Here is a 24,983-nt window from a genome sequence, read left to right as displayed (position 1 = left end):
GACGGTGCAGGGCCCGCCGTCACCACATCGTCACGGCCGCGTCACCGGGCCCGACCTGCGACCGTTCCCGTCTTCCCGCCGGACCGCCATCTACGGTGAGCTGCGCCAACGGTGACGGTCCGATGAGCGGAACGGGTCGCGACAGGGGGCAACCGGGAACGCACGATGGCTACCGGCGGCCGGCAGATCGGACAGATGCCGACGCCGGCGGGGGTTCCACCGGACCCGGCGCCCAGCGTTGCGTGGCGAGGAACGGTGCGGATCGTCGTTCCGAGCACTGGTACCGGTTCACGGCTCTGCCGTTCACCCTCGTCGCGATACTGCTGTCACTTCACGCCGCAGCCGATGCCCCCTCGGGCCGACGGCGCGGGTCGACGGCAGGCGTCTGGTCGGGAGCCACCCCTCATGCTCCCGGCCAGGCGGAACATGTCGGCCGTCCGTGCGCTGGCGCAAGCGCGGAGAAACGAGGAGTTGCACAAGCCGTCATGCGTGCTGCGGTTGCGGTGGTCTCGTAGCGGCTGGTGCTCGCTTCCGGATGCTCTTGTAGGCGAGCCATCGGACCAGCCGCTTGCTTCAACGGTGCAAGCGACACCTCAATGCCCACTCACACGTCGTCCATGCTCGCCGGGCCGGCGACACATGTCCCGGTCTTGTCCACCACGTAGATGATGTCTCGGGTGCCGACTTCGCCGACTGCCTTGGCGGGCTCGGGGTCGATGACGGGGCAGACCGACTCCACTCCCCGGACGACCACCCTGTACCTCACAGGCCATGCGCGTTCTTCGGTCCACCCGAAGTAGGTACCGCCCCCGTCCGACGTTTGGTCGGGGTCGCCCACGACCGTGACGCCGCGCTCTCCGCAGGACGGACAGCCGAGCACGCGAGCACCCCAGGCCGACTCGTTGACCAACCGCACCGGCAGTCCGTCATCGCTGGAACTTCCGCACCCCGCAACGAAGATGGCGGTGATGCCCAGTGCCGCCAGGAGCGTCGTACGCGGTCGTCTCAGGCTCCGACGGGACAGGGTGTCGTCACTGCCCGGTCTCAAGGGTCCCACGCTTCGGTCTCCCCCCGTGAACACGAATCGAGATTGGATCATCGCAGGTCACGGGCTGATGGGCAACGGTTCGAGGCCGCCTGCTGCTCATGTTGGAAGGAGATCCAAGCGCAAGTAATCGACAATCCATTGCAGAATATGTATCAGTCGATGGAAAGAAGTGTCCGCTGTCTTGTCCGGCCGTCCTGTCGCGCCCTAATGTCCCGGTACGCAGCGGCACGGCCCGTTCCCGTCGTGCTGCCGCGCACCGAGCGGCCCTCGGTGACCTCCGCTCCCAGAGAAACGAGAATCCGATGGCGCGGTACACCGACCACGTTGCTGCGGAGCGGCTGAGAGGCCGTGCGCGAAGACCGGCTCGGACCCTGGTGGCGCTGACCGCGGTCACCGCCGGACTCGTGCTCGGCCTCGGGGCTCCGGCCCCGGCGTCGTCGTGGCACGCCGGCCGTGCGGGCCTCGCGACGGTGACCCGGGCCGGGCTCGACCCCGCCCTTGTCGCGGGGCGGGGCGCCGCGGTGGACTTCGACGAACAGGAGGCGGAGAACGCGGCGACGGACGGCACCGTCATCGGCCCGGACCGCGCCGCCTACACGCTGCCCTCGGAGGCGTCCGGCCGCACGGCGGTACGCCTGAAGCCGGGCCAGTACGTCGAGTTCACCCTGCCGCACGCGGCCAGCGCCCTCACCGTGCGGTACAGCATCCCCGACGCTCCCGGAGGCGGCGGCATCACCGCACCCCTCGATGTCTCCGTGGACGGCCGGCACCGCACCACGATGACCCTCACCTCGCAGTACTCCTGGCTCTACAACCAGTACCCGTTCAGCAACGACCCCCAGGGCGACCTGCTGCACCCCGACTGGTGGATCACCGAATGCGGTTGCGTTCCCGCGGCCACCACCCCGGCGCCCACCATCGACAAGCCGTTCAGGCCGAGCCACTTCTACGACGAGCAGAGACTGCTGCTCGGCAAGCGGTACGCGGCCGGCGACACCGTCCGCCTCACCGCGCCCAGGAACAGCACGGCCGCCTGGACCGTCATCGACCTGCTCGACACCCAACTCGTCGGCGCGCCCCACGTCGAGACGCATGCCGCGAACGTCGTCGCCTTCGGAGCCGACCCCACCGGCCGACGTGACGCGGCAGACGCCTTCGACCGGGCCATCGCCTACGCCAAGAAGCGGCACCTCAAGGTGTACCTGCCGCCGGGCACCTACCAGGTGAACCGCCACATCGTCGTGGACGACGTGACGATCGTCGGGGCCGGCAGCTGGTACACGATCGTCAAGGGCCACCAGGTCACCCTCGACACCCCCGCCCCCGACGGCTCGGTCCACACCGGGGTGGGCTTCTACGGCAAGGACGCCGCGGACGGCGGCAGCCACGACGTCCACCTGTCGGGCTTCGCCGTCGAGGGCGACGTACGCGAACGCATCGACACCGACCAGGTCAACGCCCTCGGCGGAGCGCTGAGCGACTCGACGATCGACGGCCTCTACCTCCACCACACCAAGGTCGGCATGTGGTTCGACGGCCCGATGACCCGACTGCGAGTCACCCGCACCCAGATCGCCGACCAGATCGCCGACGGCCTCAACTTCCACACCGGCGTGACCGATTCGAGCGTCTCGGACACCTTCGTCCGCAACACCGGCGACGACGGTCTGGCCATGTGGTCGGAGAAGGCGGGCGACGCGCGCAACGTCTTCGCCCACAACACCGTGCAGACCCCGGTCCTCGCCAACGGCATCGCCCTGTACGGCGGCACCGACAACACGGTCACCGGCAACCTCATAGCCGACCCGATCAGAGAGGGCAGCGCCATCCAGGTCGGCTCCCGGTTCGGCGCGGAGCCCTTCACCGGGCACCTGCGGATCACGGACAACACCACAGTCCGCTCAGGCCCCTTCGAGCTCAACTGGAAGATCGGCCTCGGAGCCATCTGGTTCTACGCCCTGGAACGGGACATCGACGCCGACATCCAGGTCACCGGCGACCACTTCCTCGACAACACCTACAACGCGATCATGCTCGTCTCCGACTTTCCGGTGAAGGACAAGTACGCGATCCGAGGCGTCCGTTTCAAGGACATCCGCGTGGACGGCACCGGCACCTCCGTGCTCAGCGCCCGCTCCGCCGGATCGGCGTCCTTCGAGAACGTGGACGCCCGCAACGTCGGCGCGGTCGGCATCAACAACTGCGGCTCCTTCAACTTCCCCGCCTCCGGCTCCGAGTTCGCGGTGAACGACCTCGGCGGCAACGACGGCGGCGGCACGACCGGCCCCTGGCTGGCGTCCTGGGAACTGCCGAACACCATCACCTGCGACGACCGGCCCCCGGTGGCCCCGCCACCGGCCCCGGCCCCTTGGTGAGGTACGACGGGCGAAGCAGCCACGCCATCGCAGGAGGGCAGGCCGTCTCCACTCGTGGGAGGCGGCCCGCCCGCTCATGCCGAGCACCGGCATGGGCTCGACCATCGGCGAGATCGACTTGAGGGTGTCGGTCGACTCCGCATTTCGATCTACAGTGCTGTAGAAATTTCCCCGGAAGGTGATCACGCAGCAAGTTCACCGTCCAGCCGTGTTGGCCGGAAACGCCGTACGGGCCGAGGGGCGCGGGCTCCTGGCATGCTGGAGCAGCAAGACCAGACGGCGGGCTGCTGGAGGGCCGCTCCGGCTTCCCGCTTCACCTGCAGGCACCTACTAGGTACCATCGGTCTATGCCATCCCTGAACGTGTCCTTCACCGACGAGGAACTCGAAGGCGTGCGGGCCGCGGCCGCCGCCGAGGGCAAGAGCCTCAAGCAGTACCTGCACGACCTCGGAATCCGCGAGATGCAGCGCAAGCAGTTCGTCGCCGGTGCGACCGAATGGGCCGAGCGGCTGCGTGGCGAGTTCGACGAGGCCTTCCCTGACGAGGTGCCGCCCGCCGAGCGCGGCAACGGGGCTGCTGCCGCCTGATGCCGCCCCTCTACATCGACGTCTCCTGGCTGCTGGACGTCCAGGAGAACGCGCTCGGCCACGACGACCTGACCGTCTCGGACTACTCCGCGCTGGTTGCGGCCGTCGCCCGCCACAAGACCCGGTTGCCCACCCTCGCGGCCGCCGACCCCGACACGGCCTGGCGTGCCGCGGCCCTCCTGCACACGATCGTGCGCCTGGAGCCGCTCCCGCACCGCAACAGCCTCTACGCCGCGTTCCTCGCTGCCCAGTACATGGCGCAGGCCGGCGAAGGCATCGACCCACCCTACGGCGCGCTGCCCGACCTGGTCCGCAAGGTGCGTGACACCCGCATAAGCGTCCAGGACGTCGCCGACCAGCTGCGCGGCTGGAGGCTGTAGCCATCGGCACCGAGGCCGCCATGGCCGGCGCCACCGCGTCCGCTGCGCCACCGCAGCACACTTGGTGAACAAGCCGGTCAAGGCGGCAGACGAGAAACAGCAGTTCAAGCGAGAGGGGGCTGAGCGCGCCAGGTGACGGGCACGGAACGTGGTTCGGCGATACCGATGATGAACTCCTCCCGTGGCCGGATGTCGGCCGACCACCCCAACGCGGCCAGTTCACCGGTGAGTTCTGCCGGTTCGTGGAGGACCTTCACGATGCGGTACTGGCTGCCGTCGTCGAGTCGACGCACGTCCGAAGCCACTTCCTCACGGGCGGCCGCAGCGGGGCCTTCATCGATGAAGACGGCCTTGCCATGGGGCGCGAGGGCGGCAGCGACGGTGTTCCAGAAGTCGCCGAGCCGAGACGGCGGGACATGGGAGAGAAAGAACGCGAAGAACACAGCATCGTAGCGGCGCGGCGGCTGCCACTGGAACACGTCGGCCCGATCGAACCGGACGTTGGCGGAAGTGACCCGCGCCCGCGCAATGCCCAGGACCTCCGGTGACGCATCGACAGCAGTCACCGAGCGCGCCCGCGCGGCCAACGCCCCGGTCCACTGCCCCGTTCCGCAGGCCAGCTCCAGCACATCCCCGGCAACCGGGAGGACGTCGGCCAGGGCCAGCAGCTTGCGCAGATCCTCACGCTCGGCATAGACCCGGTCGTACTCGGGCGCGCGAGCTCGGTAGTAGGCAATCTGCTCCGCCAAAAGGGAATCCTCATCGATTTCCACGACCTCGACGTTAACGGGCCCAGGCACAAGCGGCCCCCGAACAAGCCAATTCCGGGGCCGCTCAAGGGCGTCGAAGCCGACCGACCGCCCACTTCGGCAGATGGCCGGTGTGGTGACCCAGTCAGCCGGGTGGTGGGGCTGGGCAGACGATCACACACGGTAGGCCGCACCACCAGGTCGGGGCGGGCGGTCAGCCGCATGCCGGGGGCGTGTGGAAGTCGCCGACGGAGACCAAGACGCCGTTCTTCACCACTACTTCCTGCACGCTGCGCGTACCCAGCCGGCAGAAGGTCACCCTCGCCGAGCAACTGCCCACCTCCCCCCGGATCCTGCTGCTGGCCGAACCGACCGGCAGCCGCGGGCGCGGAAGACGACGGCGGCCGGCGCGACGCCCGTATCCGCGCGGTCTGGTCGATGCCCGCCGCACCAGACGCTCTTTCAGGAGCCGTGTGTGACCGGCACGGTGTCCCAGAGCGAGCACTGGTGCTCCGTGGCGAACCGGGCGTCGTCGATCAGGACACTCCTGCCCCCCGCCCGCAGCGACAGCGTCACCTCCTTGCCGCTGTGGTAGGCGGGCCAGGCGGCCTGCCGGGCGACGTGCGGACGGCCGGTCTTCGTGAAGGCGCCCCAGTACTGCGTCATCTCGCGGGCGAGCCGCCGTTCGCCGGCGTCGAAGAGCGGGGCGATCGGCGTGCCGTTGTCGAAGCTGGGCCAGATGTAGGCGAGTTCCGCGGCGTGGCCGGCTCCCCAGACGTAGCCGGGTATCTGCGTCAGGCCGGGCCCGGTCCGGTGGTCGAACTCGTACGAATAGGTGGGGGTGTAGCGCTCGAAGGTCCGCACGAGCGAGCGTTGCCCGCACCCGCCGATCCCGCCGATCATCCCGGAGTCGGTCATGATCGCGCCGACGAGGTACGCCGCGGTGTACGCGTCGGACGTCTCGGGCCAGGGGTAGCGGGCGAGGACCTCGTCGGCACGGTCCCCGGCGACGCCCTGGACGAACGCGAGATAGGCCTCCTTGCCCGCCCCTATGTAGCCCTGGGCGAAGGTGCGGCCCTCGTCGCGGTTGGCGCCGACCAGCACGGGCACGCGCGCGAACCGCCCGCTGTCCACCGCCTCGCGCACCTCGACCGGAAACGTCGGCGTGCCGTCCACGAAGGCGGCCGAGAAGGACCGGCTCGCATCGAGCAGCGCACCCACCGAAGCCGACCGCAGACAGCCGAGGACGGCCGCCGAGTCGGTGCCGTCGCAGCCCGCCTGCCGGGCGAACGCCGTTCCGGTGGCCTCGGCCTGGTCCTGCGGCTCGCTGGGGCAGGAGCCGCTCTGGATCACGGCGCGGGCGAACAGACCGCGTGAGCCGGGCGACACCAGATGCCCGCAGACGGACCAGCCGCCCGCGGACTCGCCGTCGATGGTGACCGCGGCGGGGTCCCCGCCGAACGCGGCGATGTTGCGCTGCACCCAGCGCAGCGCCGCCTGCTGGTCCATGAAGCCGTAGTTGCCGGACTCGCCGCCCTCCTCGGTGAGGGCGGGGAGCCCGAGGAAGCCGAGGACACCGAGCCGGTAGTTGAGCGAGACGCCGATGACACCCGCCTCCCGTACGAGCTTCGACTCGTCGTTCTGTGCGCCGCTGCCGTTGGTCAGGCCACCGCCGTGGATGAACACGTGCACGGGAAGACGGCCGCCGGCCCGCACACCCGCCGGCCGCCACACGTTGATGTCGAGACAGTCCTCGGTCTCGCTGCGCGGACCGTTGCCGCTGGGCAGTACGGGGCAGGGGTTGCCGAAGGCGGTGGCCTCACGGACACCGGTCCAGCGCGCCGCGGGCCGCGGCGGCTTCCAGCGCCGGGAGCCGGTAGGGGCCGCCGCGTAGGGGATGCCGACGAACCGCTCGACGCCCTGGGAGACGGCACCGCGCACGGCGCCCTCGTCGGTGGGCACTACGCTCGCCGCTCTCGCGGACGCGGCCACGGACGCAGCCGTCGACGTTGTCGCGGACGCCGTCGCGGGCAGCAGCCCGACGGCGCTCATGGACAGGATCAGCACGCCGCCCAGGGCGGCACGGATTCTGCTGGCAGTCATGGGGACCTCTCTGGCGGGAGACGAGGGACCGGGCCGTCAGCGGGTGACGCCGACGCTGCCGTGCAGGGGCAGCGTCCGCGACGAGGAGCCGACCCACACGTCCCGTTTCCCGGTGCCGAGCACCCAGGTGTGGGAGGACGTGTTCCAGTACTTCAGCTGCTGGGCGTCGATCCGGATGCGTACGGTCGTCGACCGGCCCGCGCGCAGCCGCACCTTCTGGTAGCCGCCGAGCGAGCGCACCGCCTGCGGCGCGGTGGTCCCCGGGCTCTCGCCGACGTAGACCTGGGCGACCTCGGCACCGTCACGGGTCCCGGTGTTCTTCAGGGTGAACGAGACGGTCAACGCGCCGTGACTCTGCCGTACCGCGAGATCGCGGTAGGCGAACGAGGTGTACGACAGCCCGTAGCCGAAGGGGAAGAGCGGGGCGGCCCCCTCCTTGTCGTACCAGCGGTAGCCCACGTAGATGCCCTCGGAGTAGTTCTCCTGGTCGCCCACTCCCGGGTACCTGAGGGGGTCTCCGGCCACCGGTGTGGCGGACTCGCTCGCGGGGAACGTCTGGGTGAGCTTGCCCGAGGGGTTCACGTCGCCGTAGAGCAGCGCGGCGGTGGCCTCGGCCCCGTTCTCCCCGGGGTAGTACATGTCGAGGACCGCCTTGACCTTGGACAGCCAGGGCATGGTGATCGACGACCCGGTGTTGAGGACGACGATCGTGTTCGGGTTGGCGTCGGCGACGGCGGAGATGAGTCCGTCCTGGTCGGCCGGCAGGGAGAGGTTCTTCCGGTCGAAGCCCTCGGTGCCGTCGTCGTAGGCGAAGACGACGGGGGTCTTCACCTGGCGGGCCAGCGCCACCGCCTGCTCCCGCGCGGCCTGCGCGGCCTCCGGGGTGACCCAGTTCAGCCGGACCTTCGTCGGTCCGCCCTGGATCGCGAGGGCGCCGGCCTCGAAGCTGTGCGCTCCCGCCGTGAGGTGCACCGTGGCGCTGCTGGAGCCCAGGAAACCGGTGATGACGCTGTTCCCGTCGATCTTCACCAGGCCGTACGCGGCGGGAAGGTCGAAGACGAAGGAGTAGTCGCCGTCGGTCGGCACGGTGAGGGTGCCGCTGTAGTAGAAGGAGGAGTCCGGTGTGACGGGGATCGTGCCGTCCGCGTCCACCGGCAGGGCGGGGCTGAGGGCCGAGGCGGGAATGGGGTCGCCGGTGTCGCCGCCGGCCGCGTACCGCACCGTGGCATGCCGGCCGGCCCGCGCGGTGATGGTGTCCAGTGGCGAGGCCGCGGAGTCCGGTACGACGTTGGAGCTGCCGCCGCCGGTGACCTTCGGTGTCTTCGCGGTCGGCCCGATGAGCCCGATGCTGGTGTCCTTGCCGGTCAGCGGAAGCGCTCCGCCGGAGTTCTTCAGCAGGACCGCGCCGGATTCGGCCACCTTCTGGGCGACTTTCGCGCCGCCTTTCGGATCGCGTGCGGGCCGCCGGGTCGCCGCACCGTCGAGGAGACCGAATTTCGTCATCTGCTGAAGAATGCGCGCGACCGAATCATTCAGCTCCGAGACGGGAATGGTGCCGTCGGTAATCGCGGTCTTCAGTTCCCCGCCCAGGTAGACGCCGCTCGGCATCTCCTGGTCGAGGCCGTTCACGATGTCGGTCGTCGCATGGGCGGCGCCCCAGTCCGACATGACCCAGCCCGCAAAGCCCCACTGCTCCTTGAGGATCGAGTCGAGCAGTTCCTCGCTGCCGCAGCCGTGGTTGCCGTTCACCGAGTTGTACGAGCACATCACCGCCCCGGCGCCGGCCTTCACGGCGGCCTCGAAAGCGGGCAGTTCGATCTGACGCAGGGTCTGCTCGTCGACGTTGACGTTCACCCCCATGCGGTTGTCTTCCTGGTTGTTCTCCGCGTAGTGCTTCACGGTGGCGATCAGACCCTGGCTCTGGACGCCCTCCACCTCACCGGCCACCATGCGGGAGCTGAGCAGCGGGTCCTCGCTGAACGTCTCGAAGTTCCGCCCCGCGTACGGCACTCGGATGATGTTCGTCATGGGCGCGAGCAGGACGTCCTGCCCGAGCGCACGGCCGTCGCGTCCGACGGTCCGGCCGAACTCCCGGGCCAGCCCGTCGTCGAAGGACGAGGCCAGGGCGACCGGTGCCGGCATCGCGGTGGCGTGCTCGTTGACCCGGACGCCCGCCGGACCGTCGGTGAGCCGCAGTTCGGGGATGCCGAGGCGGGGCACCCCCGGGATGTATCCGGCCTGCCCGAGCGCCTCCGGATCGGTGCCGCCGTGGACGAAGGACAGTTTCTCGTCCAGCGTCATCCGGGCGATGAGAGCGGCGACGCGCGGGGACACCTTGACGGTCACGCCCGAACTGCCCGCGCCCGAGGCGCCGGGAGCCACGGCCGTGCCCCCGGCGATCAGCGCCGCGCTCACTCCCGCGATCAGCGCCGTACGGCGTAAACGGCTGCCGCGGCGTCGTACCGAGCTCCGATCGAGCTCCATGCGAACTCCTCACCACTGAAGTGCTCGACGATTTATGTCTCCGCTGGACAGAATTCGAGTCGAAGCAGGTGGCTCTATAAAAGATCGAACGCTCAAGGAGGTTAAATTCGCACATTCGATGCGTCAACCCTCTGGAATTCCGTTCTTGCCCGACATAAATTGACGCCCTCACAGGGAGGTGACACGTGTCGGCACGTGACGAGGTCCTGGCCCATGTCCGGCGGCACGGCAGCGCGTCGCGCCCCGAACTCCAGACGGCGCTGGGCATGAGCCGTCCGGTCGTCGCGGCCGTCGTCCGCGGCCTCCTCGCCGACGAGCTGCTGACCGAGCACCAGGGGGAGAACAGGGGCGGCCGCGGGCGCCCAGGCCGCCGCCTTCGGCCGCGCTATCCGGCGGGCGCGGTCGTCGGAGCGGACGTCGGCCACCGGCACCTCACCGTCGCCGCGGCCACCCTCGACCTGACCGTCCGGGCCGAGCGGCGGGTGGCCATCGACGTGGACGCCCGGCCGACCGCGGCCCTGGACATCACGGCCGACATGATCCGCCAGACGGTCGAGGAGGTCCGGCTCACCGTCGACGGTCCGGTGAGTGCGTGCGTCGTCGGCATACCGGGGCCGCTGGACATGAGCAAACGGGCGATCGCCTCGCCCACCATCCTGTCCAGCTGGTCCGGGCTCGACCTGGCGGCCGAACTGGGCTCCCGGACCGGACTGAGGGTCTCCCTCGACAACGACGCGAACCTCGGAGCCCTCGCCGAACACCGGCACGGCGCCGCCGACCACCGCGGCAACCTCATCTACGTCAAGGCGTCCGACGGCATCGGGGCGGGCCTCATCGTCCACGGGATCCCGGTCAGCGGCAGCTTCGGGGCCGCGGGCGAGATCGGGCACACCCAGGTGATCCCGGACGGCGACTGGTGCCGGTGCGGCAACCGCGGCTGCCTGGAGACGATCGTCTCGGTCCGCCAGGTGCTCCAGCAGGTCCAGCACTTCTACCCGGGCGACACCGACCTGCGGTCCCGGCTGCCGGAGATCGCCCACCACCCGGTGGCCCGCAAGATCTTCGCCGAATCCGGCCGTACCCTCGGCCGAGTCCTGGCCAACCTGTGCGCGCTGCTCGACCCCGCGGCCGTCGTCATCGGCGGCGAGATGAGCCAGGCGGGCGAGGCGTTCGTCGACGGCGTCCGTGACTCGATCGAACGGCTCGCCCAGCCGGGCTTCGACAACCGCGTCCTCGTCGCCGCCTCCGCCCTCGGCACCCGTGCCGAGCTGATCGGGAGCCTCACGCTCGCCCGGGACATCGCCCTGCGGGACGGAATCCGGCAGGCCGACGACTGACCGGAGGCGGCCGGGGCTACGGGGCCGCTCCCCACTCCGACGGCCGGGACACCACTGGCAGACCTCGGACAACCCCACCGGCCACCGGTGGTCGTACGACCACCGCCCCGCTCGCCGGTCTCCGGGACCAGCTGCGTACGCTGGACGTGCGCTCATGGTCGCCGCCGTCGAAGGCAGCGGCTCCGTCTGCGGACAGGACGGGAGCTCTCCGTCCTGTCGAAGAACGCTCGACAGGTCTCGCGGCGTGGTCTCACGCCCGCGCGTCGCCAGTCAGACGCGATCAGCGGTGTGGTCACCGACGGAGTCGGCCCGGGCCGGGAGCTGATACCAGGGACAGGCAAGGATGAGGAAGCAGAGCAACCCCACCGCAACGACAGGCATGACGGCCGAGGCGGCATTCTCACCGGACAGTCCCACAGTGCGCCGCCGCCACCGCCGGGCGGTGGGGCAACTTGCCCTGTCCGCGTTCCTGCTCGTTCCCTGGACCGTCTACCTGTCCGTTTCGTTGCCCGATCGCTTCGAGGCCCGGTACTGGCCCATGGTCTGGGTGGGCTTCGACGTCATGCTGCTCGTGTCGCTGGCCGGCGCCGGAGTCGCGGTCTGGCTGCGACGGCAGGCCCTGGTTCCGCTCTCCTTCGTGGCCGCCACGCTCCTGGTCTGCGATGCCTGGTTCGACGTCTCCCTGAGCTGGGGGCGAGGCGACGTGTGGGGGAGCATAGCCTCGGCCGTACTGGTGGAACTGCCGCTCGCCGTCCTGCTCATCATGCGCGCACGCCGCGTGCTGAAGATCTCGGCCCGGCTGGCCTGGCAGCGACTCGGACTGGCCGGCGAACCTCCACCGCTGTACAAGATGCCGCTGTTCGTCGCCCTGGCACCCTCGGGCAGCCCCCAAGGGGACCTGGAGGGAGCCCAGGACGCCTGACGGCCTGACCCGCGCGGAGTCCGCCAGGTACCGCACTCGCGGAGCGATCCGCAGTGGTTCAGGACGATGGTTCAGGAGACACCGAGGCTCGGGATCGCCCACACGGCCGTAGAAATCCGCCGCTCCACGCGGTTCGCACAGTCCGCCTGACGACGGGTTCGCGGGTGTCCGCCGCCGACGAGGACATCCCACTGGCCGGCGTTGTATGCGTCGACGAGTCCTACCTCGACCGCCGCACCACCGACGAGGTGCTCAAGGCGATGGCGGCGCGGTTCCCCGGCAGCGGTCGGCCGACCACCACCAGGCGGGTGTCGGCGTCGATGACCACCCGGTGGTTTGTGGAGCAGCGGTGGTTCTTCGTTCGGTCCCGCCCACCCGCGTCGGCGCCCTCGTGACGCGGATGATCCCGGTGCTGGAGCGCGTCGTGGTGCCGCGCCCGACTGGCGGGCGTCCTTGCACTCGGCCGGCTCACCTCAGCGGCGACAGGGCGTACAGTTCCCGCCGCGACCGTCACCATCGGCGGCGTCGACAGATCAGGCACACCATCCCCGACCGCCGCGACCAGCGGGCCCATCGGCAACAGCGCGGTAGCGAGGGCGGTAGCAAGGGCCGTCGGCCAGCCGGCTTCGACCGAACGTGCCATGCCCGCAGGAACGAGGTCGAGCGAACGATCAACGCTCTCAAAGGTTTCTGTGCCGTGGCCGCTCGGTTCGACGAATGGGCCTACGTCTCCCACGGCACGGTGATCGTCACCGCGATCCGGCTGTGGCTTCGCTCCTGAGTCTCGCCGCTCTCCTGCGCCCTTGGCCCAGGAGGTGGACGATTCCGTGGGCGAGCGCCTCGTGTCCGTCGCGGAGGGCAGTCTCGTGCATCCACCTGCCAGTGCCGGAGAGTTCAGCGGAGGTCGCGGGCCGTAGGCTGCGGTGCTTCACGTCGCCCAGGTTCCAGTCCCGGATCGCTGAAAAACGCCCGCGGTCCCCGATGGCGATCGTCACGTCCACGGCGCAGTGGGGGCAGGCCAGGGTGGTGGGAGTCGTCCGTGAAGCCTCCCAGGACGGCGCTCCAGTGGTACTCCCCTTTGGCTGCAAGCAGATCGAGGAAGACGGCGAGGAAGTCGACCGGTCGCGATTCGAGATGCTGGTCCAGCAGTTTGCGGAACTCCGTGATCGCGTGGGTACAGTCCGCCAGCAGATCGTCGCAGCCGTGGTGTCCCGCCGCGCGGCGCAGGATTGCCCCTGCCAGTCCACGAGCTCGTGTGCTCCTCGATGCGAGACGTACCAGGCTCGGCAGCGCGGCGAAGCCGGCGGGGAAGACGAGGTCGTGTTCGAGGACCAGGCGATATCCCAGTTCCTCCCACGCTTCGGGGTCGTCCTCGCGTTCCAACCGATCCAGGAGCACGGGAACGCGATCGACGTCCGTGTAGCAGTCGTGCATCTGCGTCCAGTTCACCACCTGGGCATTAAATCCACCCCGTGACAGCCGGGGCGGAGGGCTGCCCTTGTTCTCGACCGGACAGGCCCTGGTGCTGATCTGGACGCGAACCGGCTATGCGTCGGATCGGCCGGTGCGATGGTGCTTCCGGGCCGATTCGGACCCAGCGTGCCCGACGGGTCGGGTCCCTGCGACTCTCCCGGCTACGCTCCGCGGGAGCGCCCCGCAGCGCGTGGTTGCGGGGCGCCCAGTGGGGTTCAGTCGACCATCTGCCCGTCGTACATGCCGCCCTTGCAGGTGTTGTTCGCCCAGTTGACCGTTCCGCCGCCCTGCTCGCACTCACCCGGGGTGAGGCTGGCGGCGGTGGCGGTGGGAGCGCCTGTGAGGCCGAGTCCGGCGAGAGCTGCCGTGGCGATGACGGCGGCGAGGATTCGTCGAATGCGCATGTGGTTCGCCTTTCACGGATTGCCTCGGTTGGGACAGTACTCAGCTTGATGTTCATCCATGTGGGCGACATGTCGGGTTAGGCCGTTCGGGTGACGTTGCTGTTGGGTGCGGGGGCGGTGACGCGACCTGTCAGGCCCTGGTGCCGGACGGGCTGTGGGAGATCTTCCAGGGCGTGGCGCCGGAACCGTCAGTCCGCGCCCAAGACGGGGGCCGGCGGCGATGCGATGACCGCGCAGTACTGGCCGCGATCAACTTCATCGCAACCCCAGGCGGCACTTGGCGTCAGCCACCGCCGGTCTTCGGTGCCTCCTGGCAGACGGTGCACCGGCGATTCACGGACTGGTCGCGGGCCCGGGTGTGGGCCAAGCCGCACCGAGTGGTGCTGGACGGGTTCGGCGCGGCCGGCGGGCTGGACCGGTCGCGCCGTGCGATCGACTCGGTTAATATCCGCGCGGTCAAAGAGGGCCCTTGACCGGACCGAATCCGACCGACCGACCGATCGATCGAGGGGAGTTTGGTTCGAGAATTCACGCCATCGGCGACCGCAGCGGGCTGCCTGTTTCGGTGGGCATCTCCGGCGCCGACCCTCAGGACTGCCCGGCGAGGCTGCACGCGGACAAGTGCTACGACTTCGACCACCTGCGAGGCCGACTGCGCCGTCGGCAGATCGTGCCGCGCATGGCCCGCCGCAGCATCGAGCCGTCCGGCCACTTGGGGCGGCACCGGCGGGTGGTCAAGCGGACGATGTCCTGGCTGAACGGCTGCCGCCGCCTGCACCGCCGCTACGAGCACGAGGCTGAACACTTCCTCGCCTTCGTCGGTATCGCCGGCACCCTCATCCGCTGTCGCCGCACCATCGTTGAGACGACCCGCCAAGGTTTGTCCGAAACGCTTGTCCGCAGTTGAGATGCCCCCACGACCTGCTACACGAAGCTGAGATTCAGGCCGTCGGTAACGGCTGCGGTCGTGCAGGCGCCGGTGATGTGGATGCGGATGTGGATGCGGATCACGTCAGGGCTCGAACGGTGTCGCAGAGCGTCCGTAGCACGCCAAGAGCTCGGTCCCGGTGTCGTCGAAGTACAAGGTGAAGAACGAGAGCCGGTCTGCCGCGACGACGGACCCGGTACGCAGTTGCTCGCCGCGGTGCCGCGCGAGGATCCCAACGGTCTCTTCGAGGCCGATGGTCTTCGGTAGACCGCGTTTCAACGACAGTCTCAGCCTCGTTGCGGTGATGCCGTGGACCATCCAGTGGGGTGCCGACCCGTCGAAGATCTCCACCTCACCGCCGGCAGCGATGGCCTCGCGTGCTGCCTTGCACGCGCTCGTCTGGTCGGTGAGCATCGCAGCGACGTCGAGGGGACCTGGGTGCTCGTCGTCGATGGGCATGCGTTGACTGTAGAGATCGAATGTGGCCGTTGCCACAGGATTCGGCGTGGCCTGGGGGCGAGACAGATATCGGCGCACCCGCGAAACAGCCGGGCGGAACGCCTCTTGAACAGCGGAGGTGGGGGGTGGAGCGCGGCAAAACGTCTCCAGTCCCGAGCTGGCTGCCGGGGCCTGTCCGACCCACCCCCCATGGCCGCGAGTCCCTCACGATCTCCGTCCGGCCCATCACACCGCACCGTATCCCGGAGCACTGACAACACCGGCGGCACGCAGGCGAGTGCTACGGAGCACCGCCGTGGCAGTCGGCTGCATCAGCCGAACTAGAGATCTTTAACGGTGTGGGTTACGTGGGGTCGTCACGGTTGGCGTCGGCTGCGCTGTGCCGGAGGGATGAGGTATCCCGATGGGGGTGGGCTGGCGGCCGAGGAGCGTGATCGGCGTGAGCAAGTGCGGCTCGCGGCAGCTGACTTGATCGATGCGGGGGCCAGTGACCGGGAGGTGGTCCGGCGGTTCCGGGTGACTCGGATGTCGGCGAACCGGTGGCGTCGGGCCCTGGCCTCGGGTGGCCGCCAGGCGCTGGTCTCCAAGGGCCCCGGTGGCGCCCGCTGCAAGCTCGATGCCGGCCAACTGCGTGCCCTGGAGGCGGTGTTGGAGGCCGGGCCGGCCGCGTGCGGATGGAGTGACCAGTGCTGGACGCTGGCCCGCATCGGCGAGGTCGTGCGCCGCCGGTTCGGCGTCGATGACACCCTGGCCGGGCTGGATCTGCTGCTGCACCGCATCGGCTGGAGCGTGCGGGTCCCGGCCCGGAAGGCCAGCGAGCGCAACGAGGCGCAGATCGCCGCCTGGAGGGACGAGCAGTGGCCCGTCATAAAAAGAGGGCGGCGGACCTGGGCGCCTGGCTCTGCTTCGAGGACGAGGCAGGTCAGGGCCTGAGGCCGCCCAAGGGCCCCACCTGGGGCCGCCGGGGCTGCACCCCGGTTGTGAAGGTCACCGCCGCGGGCACCAAACGGGTCTCCATGGCGGCGCTGATCTGCACGAAGGCCGGCCGCAGGCCACGGCTCATCTACCGCATCCACCTGGACCGTGGCCCCGCCAAAGGCCGGCGCAAGGGCTTCACCGAGATCGATTACGCCCGCTTGCTCGATGCCGCACACCAGCAGCTCGGCGGTCCCATTGTCTTGGTCTGGGACAATTTGAACACGCACGTCAGCCACATGATGCGACGGATGATCGCCGCCCGGTTATGGCTGACCGTCTACCAGTTGCCGCCGTACGATCCGGAGTTCAACCCGGCCGGGGGCGTGTGGTCGCACCTGAAGAGGTCGCTGGCCAACCTCACCAAGGACAGCCTCGACCAGCTCACCGCACGGGTGAAGACGCTGCTGAAACAGGTGCAGTACCGACCCCGCCTCATCGAGGGACTCATCGCCAAAACCGGACTCGACCTCCAACCACCGCAGCCTCAGCCGTTAAAGGTCTTCTAGAGGCGCGCCAGGCGGCAGCAGGTGTGGGGCGCGGATGCCGAGGATGCCGAAGACCTCATCCTTCGCCAGGCTGCGCAGTTCCGCCAGGAAGGCGGGGTCCACGTGGCCCTCCCTGGCCCAGATTCCGGCGAGGGACTCGGCGCAGCGCTGGGCCAAGTCGCTGCGGAAGTCCCCCGCCCGGATGGCCCGGATCAGGGCCGCCTCGACGAACGGACCGGAGAGGAACTCCAGATCCGACGCCGCGTCGTCTTGATCGTCCTCGCGCGCAGTGGGGTCTTCGATGAGGCGTACGAGCAGAACCGCGCGCTCTTCGTCCGGGATCTCCGGATCGCTCCATACCGGGCCCGGCGACGAGACCGCCGCCGCATCCTCATTCACGATGCGGGGCCGCTCCTTCCTGAACAGCCTGTCCAGCCAAGTCCTCATCTACGACAGATCCTCGATCCCGTCCACGATGCCAATACCGACCACGCCACCGACGACACCTCCCAAGATCCCGCCGACCGCGGGTCCGACAGTCCGGAGGTCTGCCCCGAACCCGGAACCGTAACCCGCGCCCGCGAGGCCGCCCGCAGTGCTGACATCGTCGTGGAGGCCGCCTGGATCCGCTCGGTGCGGCCACCACATCGTAGACGTGCAAGGCGACGGTCGCAGCGATCAGTAGCCTGCCGCCGATCTTGGCGGTCGACTTTGCCGGAGCGATGGCTCCGCGCGGCATCCACAGCCCCTCCAAGGGGATGTGCTCCTTCGTAATCCCAGCCGTTAAAAATCTCTAGTTACGGGACAACCCCTGGGCGAGCCCCGAGGTACTGAGAATGGCCGCCCAGTTCGCCGGGATGACCAGCCCGGACCATTTCTGATCAGTGGTAGAGGTTGGCCGTGTTGGATGGGTCCATGAGCCAGACAGCTCCCCTCCACCTGCGGCAGGCGATCGCCCGGACCGAAGACGCAACGCGAGAAGGTGTCCCCATAGGGCGTCGCCCATAGGAGGCCGACGACTTGCTCGGCACCTTCGCTACCGACGGGGCGCTGGGCTTCGACCCCTTTCCCTTGCTCCAAGCGATCCATGACGCCGGATCGCGCGCGGTGGTCATCGGTCAGGTCGCCGCCACCATGCATGGCTCCACCGAACTGACCGGAGACCTCGCCCGGCTCTGGGACGGCACCCCTGACGAGGCGCACGCCCTGCGCGACGCCCTGGCCCTGTGCGGCTGCACCGAACTGCCCGATCTCGACTGCTCACAGGTGGGGTACCAGGTCACCGGTGCCGGCGGAGACCTGTGCACTCCCGCCCTGTCCTGGGGCGCCATGGATGTCACTCCCCGCTCCCATCGGGAACCGGCGTCCCGATACCGTCTGCGCCTTCCTCGTGCGGACGAGCACGTCGTGTCCGTTCACCCTGGACGCCCCGGCCGACACCGGCAACTCACCCGTGCCGGGAGCGGGAGGGTCCACTTCGTCGATCGGCAGTACGTCGTCCGCCGCACCCAGACCCGTGATCTGAACGACCTTCATGTCGCTGTCCTTCCGCGACCGGCCGTGGTGGCGCCGATGCCGGACTCCGCGTACGACACCACCGTTCTCCCTGTCCTTGGCTCGGCGGCCCCACCGCCGCGCCGGGCCCCGGTCTGCGGCGGGCGCGGCGGCGCCGAGCGGGGGTCAGCTCCCCAGCGGGACGGCGATCCGTCCCGGGAAGCGCGGGGTCCGTGCCTCGTCGAGCATGGCGGCGGCGACCGTCTCCCGGCTGATACGTGCGGGGAAGAACCGCTTGGGAGTCTCGTCCAGTCCCACCGTGCGGCGGGTCGGGCTCTCCGGGCCGTTCGCGAAGGGCCCGGAGTGGAAGACGGTGCCCCCGGCTTCCAGCACGGCACCGTCTGCGGTGACCTTGTCGGTCAGTTCCGCGCCCATCGCCTTGAGCAGGGTGCGGGTGGCGAATCCGGCGGCCTGAGCGGAGGGACCGGTGCCGTAGGCGCCGAGCCAGATGATCCGGCCCGGGTGCGCCTCGATCACCGCGCGGGAACCGGCGGTGAGCACGCCGGGTTTGTCCCCCTTGGCCACGCCCAGCCCCGAGAGCACGATCTCGCTGCCGTCCAGCGCCTGTGCGATGCCGGCCGGGTCGCGCACGTCGGCGGCCACACGGATCAGCCGCGGCGAATCGGGCGCGTCGATGCGTGCCGGGGTGCGGGCGAGGGCGATGACGGTGTGTCCGCGTTGGAGGGCCTGGCGGGTCAGCGCGAGCCCGACGGCGCCGGAGGCGCCCAGGATGGTCACGTTCATGACAGATTCCCGGTTCTGGATGGTGTGCGGTGGCCGTGTGTGTGGTCAGGCGATCGTGGACAGGACCTGGACGGCCGGGTCGTGCAGTGCCGGAGCGGTGGCCAGGATGGTGTCGGCGCCCGGGGTCCACGGTGTGCCGTCGATCCGGGTGACCGTGCCGCCGGCCTCGGTGATCATCAGGGCGCCGGCCGCGACGCCGGGCAGGACGGGCTCGTACTGCCAGAAGACGTCGTTGTGTCCGGCACCCACCAGCAGCATCGGGAAGGTGGAGGGCACGCTGGCGCGGACCAGCAGGGCGCTGTCGAGCATCGCGGTGATCGACTGTCCGATGCGGCGGTAGGTGCCGTCCTGGTCGGCTTCGGCCTGCCCGGTCACCACGATCGCGGCGTTCAGTTCGGTCTTCGCCGACACCTTGAGCGGCGTGCCGTTGAGGTGGGCGCCGGCGCCGCGCAGTGCGGTGTAGGTCAGGTCACCGACGGGCTGGCGCACCACGGCCAGCACCGTCTGCCCGTCGCGCACCAGTGCCACGGTCACCGCCCACTCGGGCAGTCCGTGCACGTGGTTGACGTTGCCCTCGACCTCGTCGACCACCCACCATTCGCCCGCCGGCAGTTCGGTGGTCTCGTACTCGTCGGTCAGCCAGCGCGCTTCGGGGCGCAGCGCGGTCAGGGCCGGGCGCAGGATGTCGAGCGACACCTGTCCGTCGGCCGTGCCCGTCCGGAACATGTCGTGGCGTTCGGCAGGGCGGGCTGCGGTCGAGTACCTCGCCTCCAGGGCGCGGCCGGCCTCGGCGGCGATCTCGACCACGGTGTCGAGCAGCTTTCGGTCCTGGGCCGGGGCGATCGAGGTCGCGGAGGCGTCAGCAGCGGGAGGAACGGTCATGATGCAGCCCTTTCACCTGGGGATTCGGGACCGGTCGGCCCCTCACGCCGTAAACGCTACGAGCACGCACATATGATTTCCAGTGCACTCTTGTAAGGTCATCAGTTACCGTGGTGCATGTGGATCTGAACCTGCTGGTCGCCCTCGACGCACTGCTGGAGGAGAACAGCGTCGCCGCCGCCGCTGACCGCCTGCACCTGTCCCCGCCCGCCATGAGCCGCACCCTCGCCCGCATCCGCAAGGCCACCGGCGACGACATCCTCGTGCGCACCGGACGCACCATGACGCCCACTCCGCACGCACTCGCACTGCGTGAGGAGACCCGGGACCTGGTCACCCGCGCCACCGCGGTCCTCACCCCCGTGACCGCACTCGACCTCGCCACACTCGAACGCAGTTTCACCCTGCGTTGCCACGACGCCCTCGTCTCGGCGCTCGCCCCGCTCCTGACCGCGGCCGTCGCCGAGGCCGCACCGAACGTCTCGATCAGACTCCTTGCCGAACCCTCCGCCGACGCCGCCGACCTCGCACGCGGACACACCGACCTGGAGGTCGCAGCCGCCGCTCCGCAACGCCCCGAGATCGCCGCCACCCACATCGGCACCGACCGGATGGTGGCCGTGATGCGCGCGGACCACCCGCTGGCCACCGGCACCCTCACCCCTCAGCGCTTCGCCGAGGCAGAGCACGTCACCGTCTCGCGCCGCGGGCGCCTGACCGGCCCCATCGACGCCGCCCTCGCCGAAATCGGCCTCCGCCGGCGCGTCCGCGCCGCCCTGCCCACCACCGCGGCGGCACTCGACCTCACCGCCCGCACCACCATGCTCACCGCGGTCGCCGAACAGGTATGCCGACCGGCCTGCACCAGCCTGCGCCTGCGCGCCCGCCCCCTGCCCCTCGACCTGCCCCCTGTCCCGGTCATCGTCGCCTGGCACCACCGCTACGACACAGACCCCGCCCACACCTGGCTCCGCACCGAACTCCAGACAGCGCTCCGCGCCATCCTCACCCCACCGACGCCGGACACCGACCCACCCCCGCTGCCCACTTGAGGCCTACGGCCCGAAAAACCGCACAACAGACCAGGAACCGGAAATCATCAACCAGCACACAACCGTCCGAGCCCGGCTGAACACGGGGTGGTAGATCGTCATGAACTCACTGATCAGCACGGGGAGTTACTCGCCCCGCTGATATCGCGAGCGGCTACGGGGCGGCCGCGGGCGATGGACCGTCGAGTCGTCAACGGCACGGTCTACAAGATCCGTACCGGGATCTCGTGGCGTGATCTGCCGGAATGTTACGCACTTTGGAAGACTGTTTACACCTGTTTAAACCTGTTTCCACCGATAAGCCCTGAGTGACGTGTTCACCAGGGCTCTCCAGCAGCTCCAGGGCCCTGTGGACGCGGCCGGCAGCCTGGACTGGCTTGTCCAGATCGACTCGACCGTCGTACGGGCCCATCAGCACGCTGTGCCCACTGGCTGCGAAGGGGAAGTGCCGGCAGGGCGAACCGGACGTTCACGCCCTCGTCCGATCCCGCGGAGGCCTGACTACGAAGATCCATCCGGCCTGCGATGGCCGAAGCCGGCCGCTGGCAATCCTGCGCACCCCTGGCAGGCGTCACGACAGTGAGCCTCCGCCAACTTGAAGGCACAGGTCGAAGGGCTGGCGTGACGGTCTCCCGAGGTTCTCACGCTGGTCGGAGGCGGCAGTCTCCGGAGTAGATCGTCTGTCAGCGGTTGACTTCAAGATTCGTCAGGACGAGCAGGGCGCGCAGGAGGTGGGTGGCGCGGGTGGTCTCCGTGCTCACTCGCAAGTCCAGTGCGTCGCACAGTAGTTCCGGTCAGGAACCCTAGCTGCCGCAGCATCGTCATCCTTCCGCCATCCCGACGGCGGCGTCTGCCTCGGCGACGCTCTCCCAGCCCTTCTGCTTGAGTACAAACGCGGCGACGAGAGCGGCGGCCACCAAGAAGGCGGCGGAGATGTGGAACGCCGTCCGGACCGCGCGGTCACCGGGCCCGACGGCGGCTACCGTCTCGACGTGCCGGGCCCCGGCTTGTAGGTCCTGATCACCTCGGCCGGAGGTTCCGCCGACGCCGGTAGCGGCGGCGGTTCTCCTGTCCGGGACGGTCTCGATGTTCTGCCCGTTCTGTTCTTCAGGGCCGGTGACCCGGCACCGCCGGTCTCAGGACCAGGCGATCTCGCCATGGCGGTCGATGAAGCGTCCGGTGCCGGCACCGGGCCCCTCGGTGGCGAGGGCGACGATCGCGTCCGTGCCCTCGGTGACGGTCTGGGAGCCGCTGTGACCGTTTATGTCGGTCGCGGTGTAGCCGGGGTCGGCGGCGTTGACGCGAATGCCCTTGAGCCCTTTGGCGTACTGCGTGGTCAACATCGTCAGCGCCGCCTTCGAGGAGGCGTACAGCGGCACGACGACGTGCGACTCGGACCGGCCGGGGTCGTGGGTGAAGGCGAGGGAGCCCATCCCGCTGCTGACGTTGATGATCACGGGGTCGTCCGAACGGCGCAGCAGCGGCAGGAACGCGGTGGTGGTGCGGACCACGCCGATGACGTTGACGTCGAGGACGGCGCGGGCGTCGGCGGCGGTGAGGTCGCCGGGATCACCGAAGGGACCCTGGACCCCCGCGTTGTTGATCAGGACATCGATCCTGCCCTCGTGCTCGGCGACGTCCGCGGCGGCGGCGGCCACGGACGCGTCGTCGGTCACGTCGACGGGGACGAAGCGTGCGCCCAGCGCGGCGGCTGCCTCCTCACCCCGCTCACGGTCGCGGGCTCCCACGAGAACGGTGTGACCGCGCGCGATGAGGCGGCGGGCGGTCTCGCGGCCGATGCCCTTGTTGGCTCCGGTGATGAAAGTGATCGTCATGCCTTCGATAGTTGCCTTGACGAGGGAGCCGGACCAGGGACGCTTCGACGGTGGGAAGACCAGTACCACCCTCGCGCCCCCGCATGTGATCGGGGACGCGGGAGGATGGAGAGCATGACGACGACACCCCCCGGAGCTGGGCTGGGCGCGATGATCCGCACGTGGCGGAACCGGCTGCCCCCGTCGGCCGCTGGGCTGCCGGTCGTCCGCAAGCGCAGGGCTGTCGGGCTGCGGCGCGAGGAACTGGCCGACCTGGCCGGAGTGTCGGTCGACTACGTCGTGCGCCTGGAGCAGGGGCGGGCCACGACACCCTCGGCGTCGGTGGTGGCGTCCCTGGCGCGCGCTCTCCAACTGTCCACCGCCGAGCGGGACCACCTCTACCGGCTGGCCCAGATCGTGCCGCCGGCGGACGGCACGATCTGCGACCATCTCCCGCCCGGTATGCAACGGGTACTCGTCCGCCTCGGAGACGTACCGGTGGCCGTGTTCGCGGCGGACTGGCAACTGGTGTGGTGGAACCACGGGTGGGCCGCCCTGCTGGGAGACCCCTTGGCCTTGCCGCCGCGGATGCGCAACTTCGCCCGCGACAGGTTCCCGGTGGACGTCGATCACACCCCCCTCGCGCTGTGGCCGGTCACCGAGACGGACCCCGACACCGCCGACGCGGCCCTCGTCTCCGATCTGCGCCGCGCCACCGGCCGCTTCCCCCGGGACAGCCGCCTGGCCGCGCTGGTCCGCGACCTGAACGCAGGCAACGAGAGGTTCGCCGAGCTGTGGGCGACGGGAGAGGTGACCGCGAACCGCGAGGTCCACAAGAGGGTCGATCACCCGTCGGTGGGCCCGGTCACGGTGGACTGCGATGTCCTGACCGACGGCGACACGGAGCTCAAGATTGTTATCATGACCGCCGCGTCGGGCAGTGAGGACGAGACCAAACTCCAGCTCACCACCGTCGTCGGCCCACCGGCCGGCACGCGCAACTGATCCGCCCCGCCTGGCCACGAACCGCGGTGCCCTGTTGACATCACCCTCGCCGCGCTGGGTGGTCGGTGGACGCCGCTGGTAGTCCGCGAGTTCCTACGCCGCGGTCAGACCACATACTCCGAACTGTCCGCCGCCCTGCCCGCTCCCTCGGACAGGCCGACCCAGTTGACCAGTGCGGGCGTCATCGAGCGTCACCGCACCCCGTGCCGGCCTCCGCGCGTCCGCTACATTCTGACCAGCCAGGGCCGGGCGCTGGAACCAGTGGCGCGCAGCATGTGGGAGCGACGCACAGCGCGACGGGACGCCCTCGACCAAACGCCAGACCCGTAGAACACGGCCTGAACCTCGTCAGCTCCCCGGTTCTTGCTCGCTGCGGCTGGACGGCCTTCTACGATCCGGTGCATGGATCCTGAGCTGCACTCTCGGCACATACCCCGACCGCCCTCGCAATCTCCGCATTCGAGACGCCGCCCTCGAACAACTCGACTGCCCGAACACGACGCACCTCCGCCAACTGAGGCCGCGACAGGGGAGGAAGAGAGGAGTCGGCAACGGAAGGGGACTGTTGAGATGCCCCCCGACAGCCTCCCACCCACACGGCCACCACCCCCACCGAACCTCCGGAAAGATCAGTAGTCCCGGGCCTGTCTACAGGAGGTACTGCCACTTGGTCATGCGGTCCTTCAGGTCGATGGTCGGTCCGTCGAGGGTGAAGGTGCCGTCTCCGCGGTGGTGGAACAGCTGCGGCTGGGATTGCGAAGGGTCGGTCCAGGCCCTGACGGGCTCCAGCAGGAAGAGGCTGTAGGGGGCCACGAGGCTGGTGTCGGCGACGCGGCACTCGATGTTGGCGAAGCATTCGGCCACCAACGGTGCCTGGACCTTCTCACCGGTCACGGCGGTCAGGTCGAACTCCTCGAACTTGTCGATGTCGGCGCTCGAGCAGTTGCCGATGTCGACGACGGTGGCGGCCATGTCGGCGGTAGGGACGGACACGACGCATTCCCCGGTTTCGACCAGGGCCAGGTGGCTGTGGTCCCAGGGGCCGATCGTGCAGGCGATCAGCGGCGGGGCGTGGCCCACCAGCATGTTGAATCCGTTGGTCATCACGTTCGGGATGCCGCGGTGCCGGGTGGTGACCGGGATGACAGGGCTGGGTTCGATGAGACGGTGAACCTGGTCCAGGGGGTGCGGCTGAAGGTCGTTCACGGTGATCTTGCCTG

Annotated in this window: 24 protein-coding genes and 4 pseudogenes; 14 read left to right on the top strand and 14 right to left on the bottom strand. The window is 69.5% G+C overall.

Translation table 11 applies throughout. The features are described 5' to 3' along the window. Window positions 1–604 precede the first annotated feature (604 nt). Window positions 605–766: a hypothetical protein gene (locus ACFWPQ_RS28540; RefSeq protein ID WP_384040630.1), complete on the bottom strand. Its 162-nt coding sequence runs from the start codon at window positions 764–766 to the stop codon at window positions 605–607. 584 nt (window positions 767–1,350) lie between these two features. Between ACFWPQ_RS28540 and ACFWPQ_RS28535 the strand changes: the two genes are divergently transcribed. From ACFWPQ_RS28535 to ACFWPQ_RS28525, 3 genes are all read left to right on the top strand, one after another. Next, window positions 1,351–3,423, top strand: a complete 2,073-nt coding sequence (locus ACFWPQ_RS28535; protein WP_384040627.1) for a glycosyl hydrolase family 28-related protein — start codon at window positions 1,351–1,353, stop codon at window positions 3,421–3,423. Between the two features lie 347 nt (window positions 3,424–3,770). Further along, entirely contained in the window at window positions 3,771–4,010 is a 240-nt protein-coding gene (locus tag ACFWPQ_RS28530) for a hypothetical protein (RefSeq protein WP_181803443.1), read from the top strand. Beyond that, a complete protein-coding gene (locus tag ACFWPQ_RS28525; RefSeq protein ID WP_384040624.1) occupies window positions 4,010–4,390 on the top strand; it encodes a toxin Doc in 381 nt (126 codons plus the stop codon). Before ACFWPQ_RS28530 ends, ACFWPQ_RS28525 begins: the two co-directional genes overlap by 1 nt. Before the next feature lie 104 nt (window positions 4,391–4,494). Here the strand turns inward: ACFWPQ_RS28525 and ACFWPQ_RS28520 are convergent, their stop codons facing one another. The 3 genes from ACFWPQ_RS28520 to ACFWPQ_RS28510 all read right to left on the bottom strand — a co-directional run bounded on the left by ACFWPQ_RS28520 (window position 4,495) and on the right by ACFWPQ_RS28510 (window position 9,726). Beyond that, entirely contained in the window at window positions 4,495–5,157 is a 663-nt protein-coding gene (locus ACFWPQ_RS28520) for a class I SAM-dependent methyltransferase (RefSeq protein ID WP_384040850.1), read from the bottom strand. A 444-nt stretch (window positions 5,158–5,601) separates the two neighbouring features. Then, the gene (locus tag ACFWPQ_RS28515) at window positions 5,602–7,242 is read right to left on the bottom strand and encodes a carboxylesterase/lipase family protein (RefSeq protein WP_384040621.1); all 1,641 of its coding nucleotides are present in this window, start codon (window positions 7,240–7,242) and stop codon (window positions 5,602–5,604) included. 36 nt (window positions 7,243–7,278) lie between these two features. Continuing rightward, window positions 7,279–9,726, bottom strand: coding sequence for a glycoside hydrolase family 3 C-terminal domain-containing protein (locus tag ACFWPQ_RS28510; RefSeq protein ID WP_384040618.1), 2,448 nt, complete (start codon window positions 9,724–9,726; stop codon window positions 7,279–7,281). Window positions 9,727–9,911: 185 nt separating this feature from the next. On the opposite strand from ACFWPQ_RS28510, the gene ACFWPQ_RS28505 reads away from it, so the two are divergent. Together ACFWPQ_RS28505 and ACFWPQ_RS28500 are read left to right on the top strand one after the other, a co-directional pair. Next, the gene (locus tag ACFWPQ_RS28505; RefSeq protein ID WP_384040615.1) at window positions 9,912–11,063 is read left to right on the top strand and encodes an ROK family protein; all 1,152 of its coding nucleotides are present in this window, start codon (window positions 9,912–9,914) and stop codon (window positions 11,061–11,063) included. 418 nt (window positions 11,064–11,481) lie between these two features. Beyond that, complete coding sequence (locus ACFWPQ_RS28500) at window positions 11,482–11,985, top strand: hypothetical protein (RefSeq protein ID WP_384040612.1); 504 nt, start codon at window positions 11,482–11,484, stop codon at window positions 11,983–11,985. A gap of 268 nt (window positions 11,986–12,253) precedes the next feature. On the opposite strand, the pseudogene ACFWPQ_RS28495 reads toward ACFWPQ_RS28500, so the two are convergent. Next, window positions 12,254–12,352 (bottom strand): annotated as a pseudogene (locus ACFWPQ_RS28495) (IS5/IS1182 family transposase); the annotation flags it as partial. A gap of 30 nt (window positions 12,353–12,382) precedes the next feature. On the opposite strand from ACFWPQ_RS28495, the pseudogene ACFWPQ_RS28490 reads away from it, so the two are divergent. After that, window positions 12,383–12,766: pseudogene (locus ACFWPQ_RS28490) on the top strand (IS5/IS1182 family transposase); the annotation flags it as partial. A 113-nt stretch (window positions 12,767–12,879) separates the two neighbouring features. Here the strand turns inward: ACFWPQ_RS28490 and ACFWPQ_RS28485 are convergent. Continuing rightward, the gene (locus ACFWPQ_RS28485; RefSeq protein ID WP_384040609.1) at window positions 12,880–13,437 is read right to left on the bottom strand and encodes a hypothetical protein; all 558 of its coding nucleotides are present in this window, start codon (window positions 13,435–13,437) and stop codon (window positions 12,880–12,882) included. A gap of 236 nt (window positions 13,438–13,673) precedes the next feature. Beyond that, window positions 13,674–13,862 carry a hypothetical protein gene (locus tag ACFWPQ_RS28480; protein WP_361296987.1) on the bottom strand — a complete coding sequence of 63 codons (189 nt, stop codon included), beginning with the start codon at window positions 13,860–13,862 and terminating at the stop codon, window positions 13,674–13,676. A gap of 137 nt (window positions 13,863–13,999) precedes the next feature. On the opposite strand from ACFWPQ_RS28480, the pseudogene ACFWPQ_RS28475 reads away from it, so the two are divergent. After that, window positions 14,000–14,446: pseudogene (locus tag ACFWPQ_RS28475) on the top strand (transposase); the annotation flags it as partial. Between the two features lie 14 nt (window positions 14,447–14,460). After that, a pseudogene (locus ACFWPQ_RS28470) lies at window positions 14,461–14,769 on the top strand (hypothetical protein); the annotation flags it as partial. Window positions 14,770–14,874: 105 nt separating this feature from the next. Here the strand turns inward: ACFWPQ_RS28470 and ACFWPQ_RS28465 are convergent. After that, window positions 14,875–15,249 carry a hypothetical protein gene (locus tag ACFWPQ_RS28465; protein WP_384040606.1) on the bottom strand — a complete coding sequence of 125 codons (375 nt, stop codon included), beginning with the start codon at window positions 15,247–15,249 and terminating at the stop codon, window positions 14,875–14,877. A 390-nt stretch (window positions 15,250–15,639) separates the two neighbouring features. On the opposite strand from ACFWPQ_RS28465, the gene ACFWPQ_RS28460 reads away from it, so the two are divergent. Both ACFWPQ_RS28460 and ACFWPQ_RS28455 read left to right on the top strand, forming a co-directional pair. Continuing rightward, window positions 15,640–16,182 (top strand): winged helix-turn-helix domain-containing protein, encoded by a 543-nt coding sequence (locus ACFWPQ_RS28460; RefSeq protein WP_384040603.1) that lies wholly within the window; start codon window positions 15,640–15,642, stop codon window positions 16,180–16,182. Continuing rightward, on the top strand, window positions 16,137–16,733 hold the full coding sequence (locus ACFWPQ_RS28455) for a transposase (protein ID WP_384040847.1): 597 nt from the start codon (window positions 16,137–16,139) through the stop codon (window positions 16,731–16,733). Before ACFWPQ_RS28460 ends, ACFWPQ_RS28455 begins: the two co-directional genes overlap by 46 nt. On the opposite strand, the gene ACFWPQ_RS28450 is transcribed toward ACFWPQ_RS28455, so the two are convergent. From ACFWPQ_RS28450 to ACFWPQ_RS28435, 4 genes are all read right to left on the bottom strand, one after another. Further along, on the bottom strand, window positions 16,719–17,111 hold the full coding sequence (locus ACFWPQ_RS28450; RefSeq protein ID WP_384040600.1) for a hypothetical protein: 393 nt from the start codon (window positions 17,109–17,111) through the stop codon (window positions 16,719–16,721). The two genes, ACFWPQ_RS28455 and ACFWPQ_RS28450, sit on opposite strands and share 15 nt — an antisense overlap. A gap of 861 nt (window positions 17,112–17,972) precedes the next feature. Continuing rightward, complete coding sequence (locus ACFWPQ_RS28445) at window positions 17,973–18,248, bottom strand: hypothetical protein (RefSeq protein ID WP_384040597.1); 276 nt, start codon at window positions 18,246–18,248, stop codon at window positions 17,973–17,975. 144 nt (window positions 18,249–18,392) lie between these two features. After that, the gene (locus ACFWPQ_RS28440) at window positions 18,393–19,010 is read right to left on the bottom strand and encodes an NAD(P)-dependent oxidoreductase (RefSeq protein WP_384040594.1); all 618 of its coding nucleotides are present in this window, start codon (window positions 19,008–19,010) and stop codon (window positions 18,393–18,395) included. A 45-nt stretch (window positions 19,011–19,055) separates the two neighbouring features. Then, on the bottom strand, window positions 19,056–19,892 hold the full coding sequence (locus tag ACFWPQ_RS28435; protein ID WP_384040591.1) for an inositol monophosphatase family protein: 837 nt from the start codon (window positions 19,890–19,892) through the stop codon (window positions 19,056–19,058). A 119-nt stretch (window positions 19,893–20,011) separates the two neighbouring features. Between ACFWPQ_RS28435 and ACFWPQ_RS28430 the strand changes: the two genes are divergently transcribed. Both ACFWPQ_RS28430 and ACFWPQ_RS28425 read left to right on the top strand, forming a co-directional pair. Further along, entirely contained in the window at window positions 20,012–20,944 is a 933-nt protein-coding gene (locus ACFWPQ_RS28430; protein WP_384040588.1) for a LysR family transcriptional regulator, read from the top strand. A gap of 87 nt (window positions 20,945–21,031) precedes the next feature. Continuing rightward, on the top strand, window positions 21,032–21,256 hold the full coding sequence (locus ACFWPQ_RS28425) for a transposase (RefSeq protein ID WP_384040585.1): 225 nt from the start codon (window positions 21,032–21,034) through the stop codon (window positions 21,254–21,256). Between the two features lie 824 nt (window positions 21,257–22,080). On the opposite strand, the gene ACFWPQ_RS28420 is transcribed toward ACFWPQ_RS28425, so the two are convergent. Further along, window positions 22,081–22,779, bottom strand: coding sequence for an SDR family NAD(P)-dependent oxidoreductase (locus ACFWPQ_RS28420; RefSeq protein ID WP_384040582.1), 699 nt, complete (start codon window positions 22,777–22,779; stop codon window positions 22,081–22,083). A 105-nt stretch (window positions 22,780–22,884) separates the two neighbouring features. Between ACFWPQ_RS28420 and ACFWPQ_RS28415 the strand changes: the two genes are divergently transcribed. Further along, window positions 22,885–23,763, top strand: a complete 879-nt coding sequence (locus tag ACFWPQ_RS28415) for a helix-turn-helix transcriptional regulator (protein WP_384040579.1) — start codon at window positions 22,885–22,887, stop codon at window positions 23,761–23,763. A 39-nt stretch (window positions 23,764–23,802) separates the two neighbouring features. Next, window positions 23,803–24,093, top strand: a complete 291-nt coding sequence (locus ACFWPQ_RS28410; protein ID WP_384040844.1) for a winged helix-turn-helix transcriptional regulator — start codon at window positions 23,803–23,805, stop codon at window positions 24,091–24,093. 318 nt (window positions 24,094–24,411) lie between these two features. On the opposite strand, the gene ACFWPQ_RS28405 is transcribed toward ACFWPQ_RS28410, so the two are convergent. Beyond that, the gene (locus ACFWPQ_RS28405; RefSeq protein ID WP_384040576.1) at window positions 24,412–24,969 is read right to left on the bottom strand and encodes a flavin reductase family protein; all 558 of its coding nucleotides are present in this window, start codon (window positions 24,967–24,969) and stop codon (window positions 24,412–24,414) included. Window positions 24,970–24,983 lie beyond the last annotated feature (14 nt).

The organism is Streptomyces sp. NPDC058464 (assembly GCF_042721035.1).
GTDB lineage: Bacteria > Actinomycetota > Actinomycetes > Streptomycetales > Streptomycetaceae > Streptomyces.
The sequence above is the reverse complement of the archived record's forward strand: the minus strand, read 5'-3'. Positions and strand labels throughout refer to the sequence as shown.

What these genes read in the sequence shown, in the direction of transcription:
- ACFWPQ_RS28535 (WP_384040627.1), top strand. Translation starts at nt 1,351, where the DNA reads ATGGCGCGGTACACCGACCACGTTGCTGCGGAGCGGCTGAGAGGCCGT.
- ACFWPQ_RS28530 (WP_181803443.1), top strand. Translation starts at nt 3,771, where the DNA reads ATGCCATCCCTGAACGTGTCCTTCACCGACGAGGAACTCGAAGGCGTG.
- ACFWPQ_RS28525 (WP_384040624.1), top strand. Translation starts at nt 4,010, where the DNA reads ATGCCGCCCCTCTACATCGACGTCTCCTGGCTGCTGGACGTCCAGGAG.
- ACFWPQ_RS28515 (WP_384040621.1), bottom strand. Translation starts at nt 7,242, where the DNA reads ATGACTGCCAGCAGAATCCGTGCCGCCCTGGGCGGCGTGCTGATCCTG.
- ACFWPQ_RS28510 (WP_384040618.1), bottom strand. Translation starts at nt 9,726, where the DNA reads ATGGAGCTCGATCGGAGCTCGGTACGACGCCGCGGCAGCCGTTTACGC.
- ACFWPQ_RS28480 (WP_361296987.1), bottom strand. Translation starts at nt 13,862, where the DNA reads ATGCGCATTCGACGAATCCTCGCCGCCGTCATCGCCACGGCAGCTCTC.
- ACFWPQ_RS28465 (WP_384040606.1), bottom strand. Translation starts at nt 15,249, where the DNA reads ATGCCCATCGACGACGAGCACCCAGGTCCCCTCGACGTCGCTGCGATG.
- ACFWPQ_RS28460 (WP_384040603.1), top strand. Translation starts at nt 15,640, where the DNA reads ATGAGGTATCCCGATGGGGGTGGGCTGGCGGCCGAGGAGCGTGATCGG.
- ACFWPQ_RS28445 (WP_384040597.1), bottom strand. Translation starts at nt 18,248, where the DNA reads ATGAAGGTCGTTCAGATCACGGGTCTGGGTGCGGCGGACGACGTACTG.
- ACFWPQ_RS28440 (WP_384040594.1), bottom strand. Translation starts at nt 19,010, where the DNA reads ATGAACGTGACCATCCTGGGCGCCTCCGGCGCCGTCGGGCTCGCGCTG.
- ACFWPQ_RS28435 (WP_384040591.1), bottom strand. Translation starts at nt 19,892, where the DNA reads ATGACCGTTCCTCCCGCTGCTGACGCCTCCGCGACCTCGATCGCCCCG.
- ACFWPQ_RS28420 (WP_384040582.1), bottom strand. Translation starts at nt 22,779, where the DNA reads ATGACGATCACTTTCATCACCGGAGCCAACAAGGGCATCGGCCGCGAG.
- ACFWPQ_RS28415 (WP_384040579.1), top strand. Translation starts at nt 22,885, where the DNA reads ATGGAGAGCATGACGACGACACCCCCCGGAGCTGGGCTGGGCGCGATG.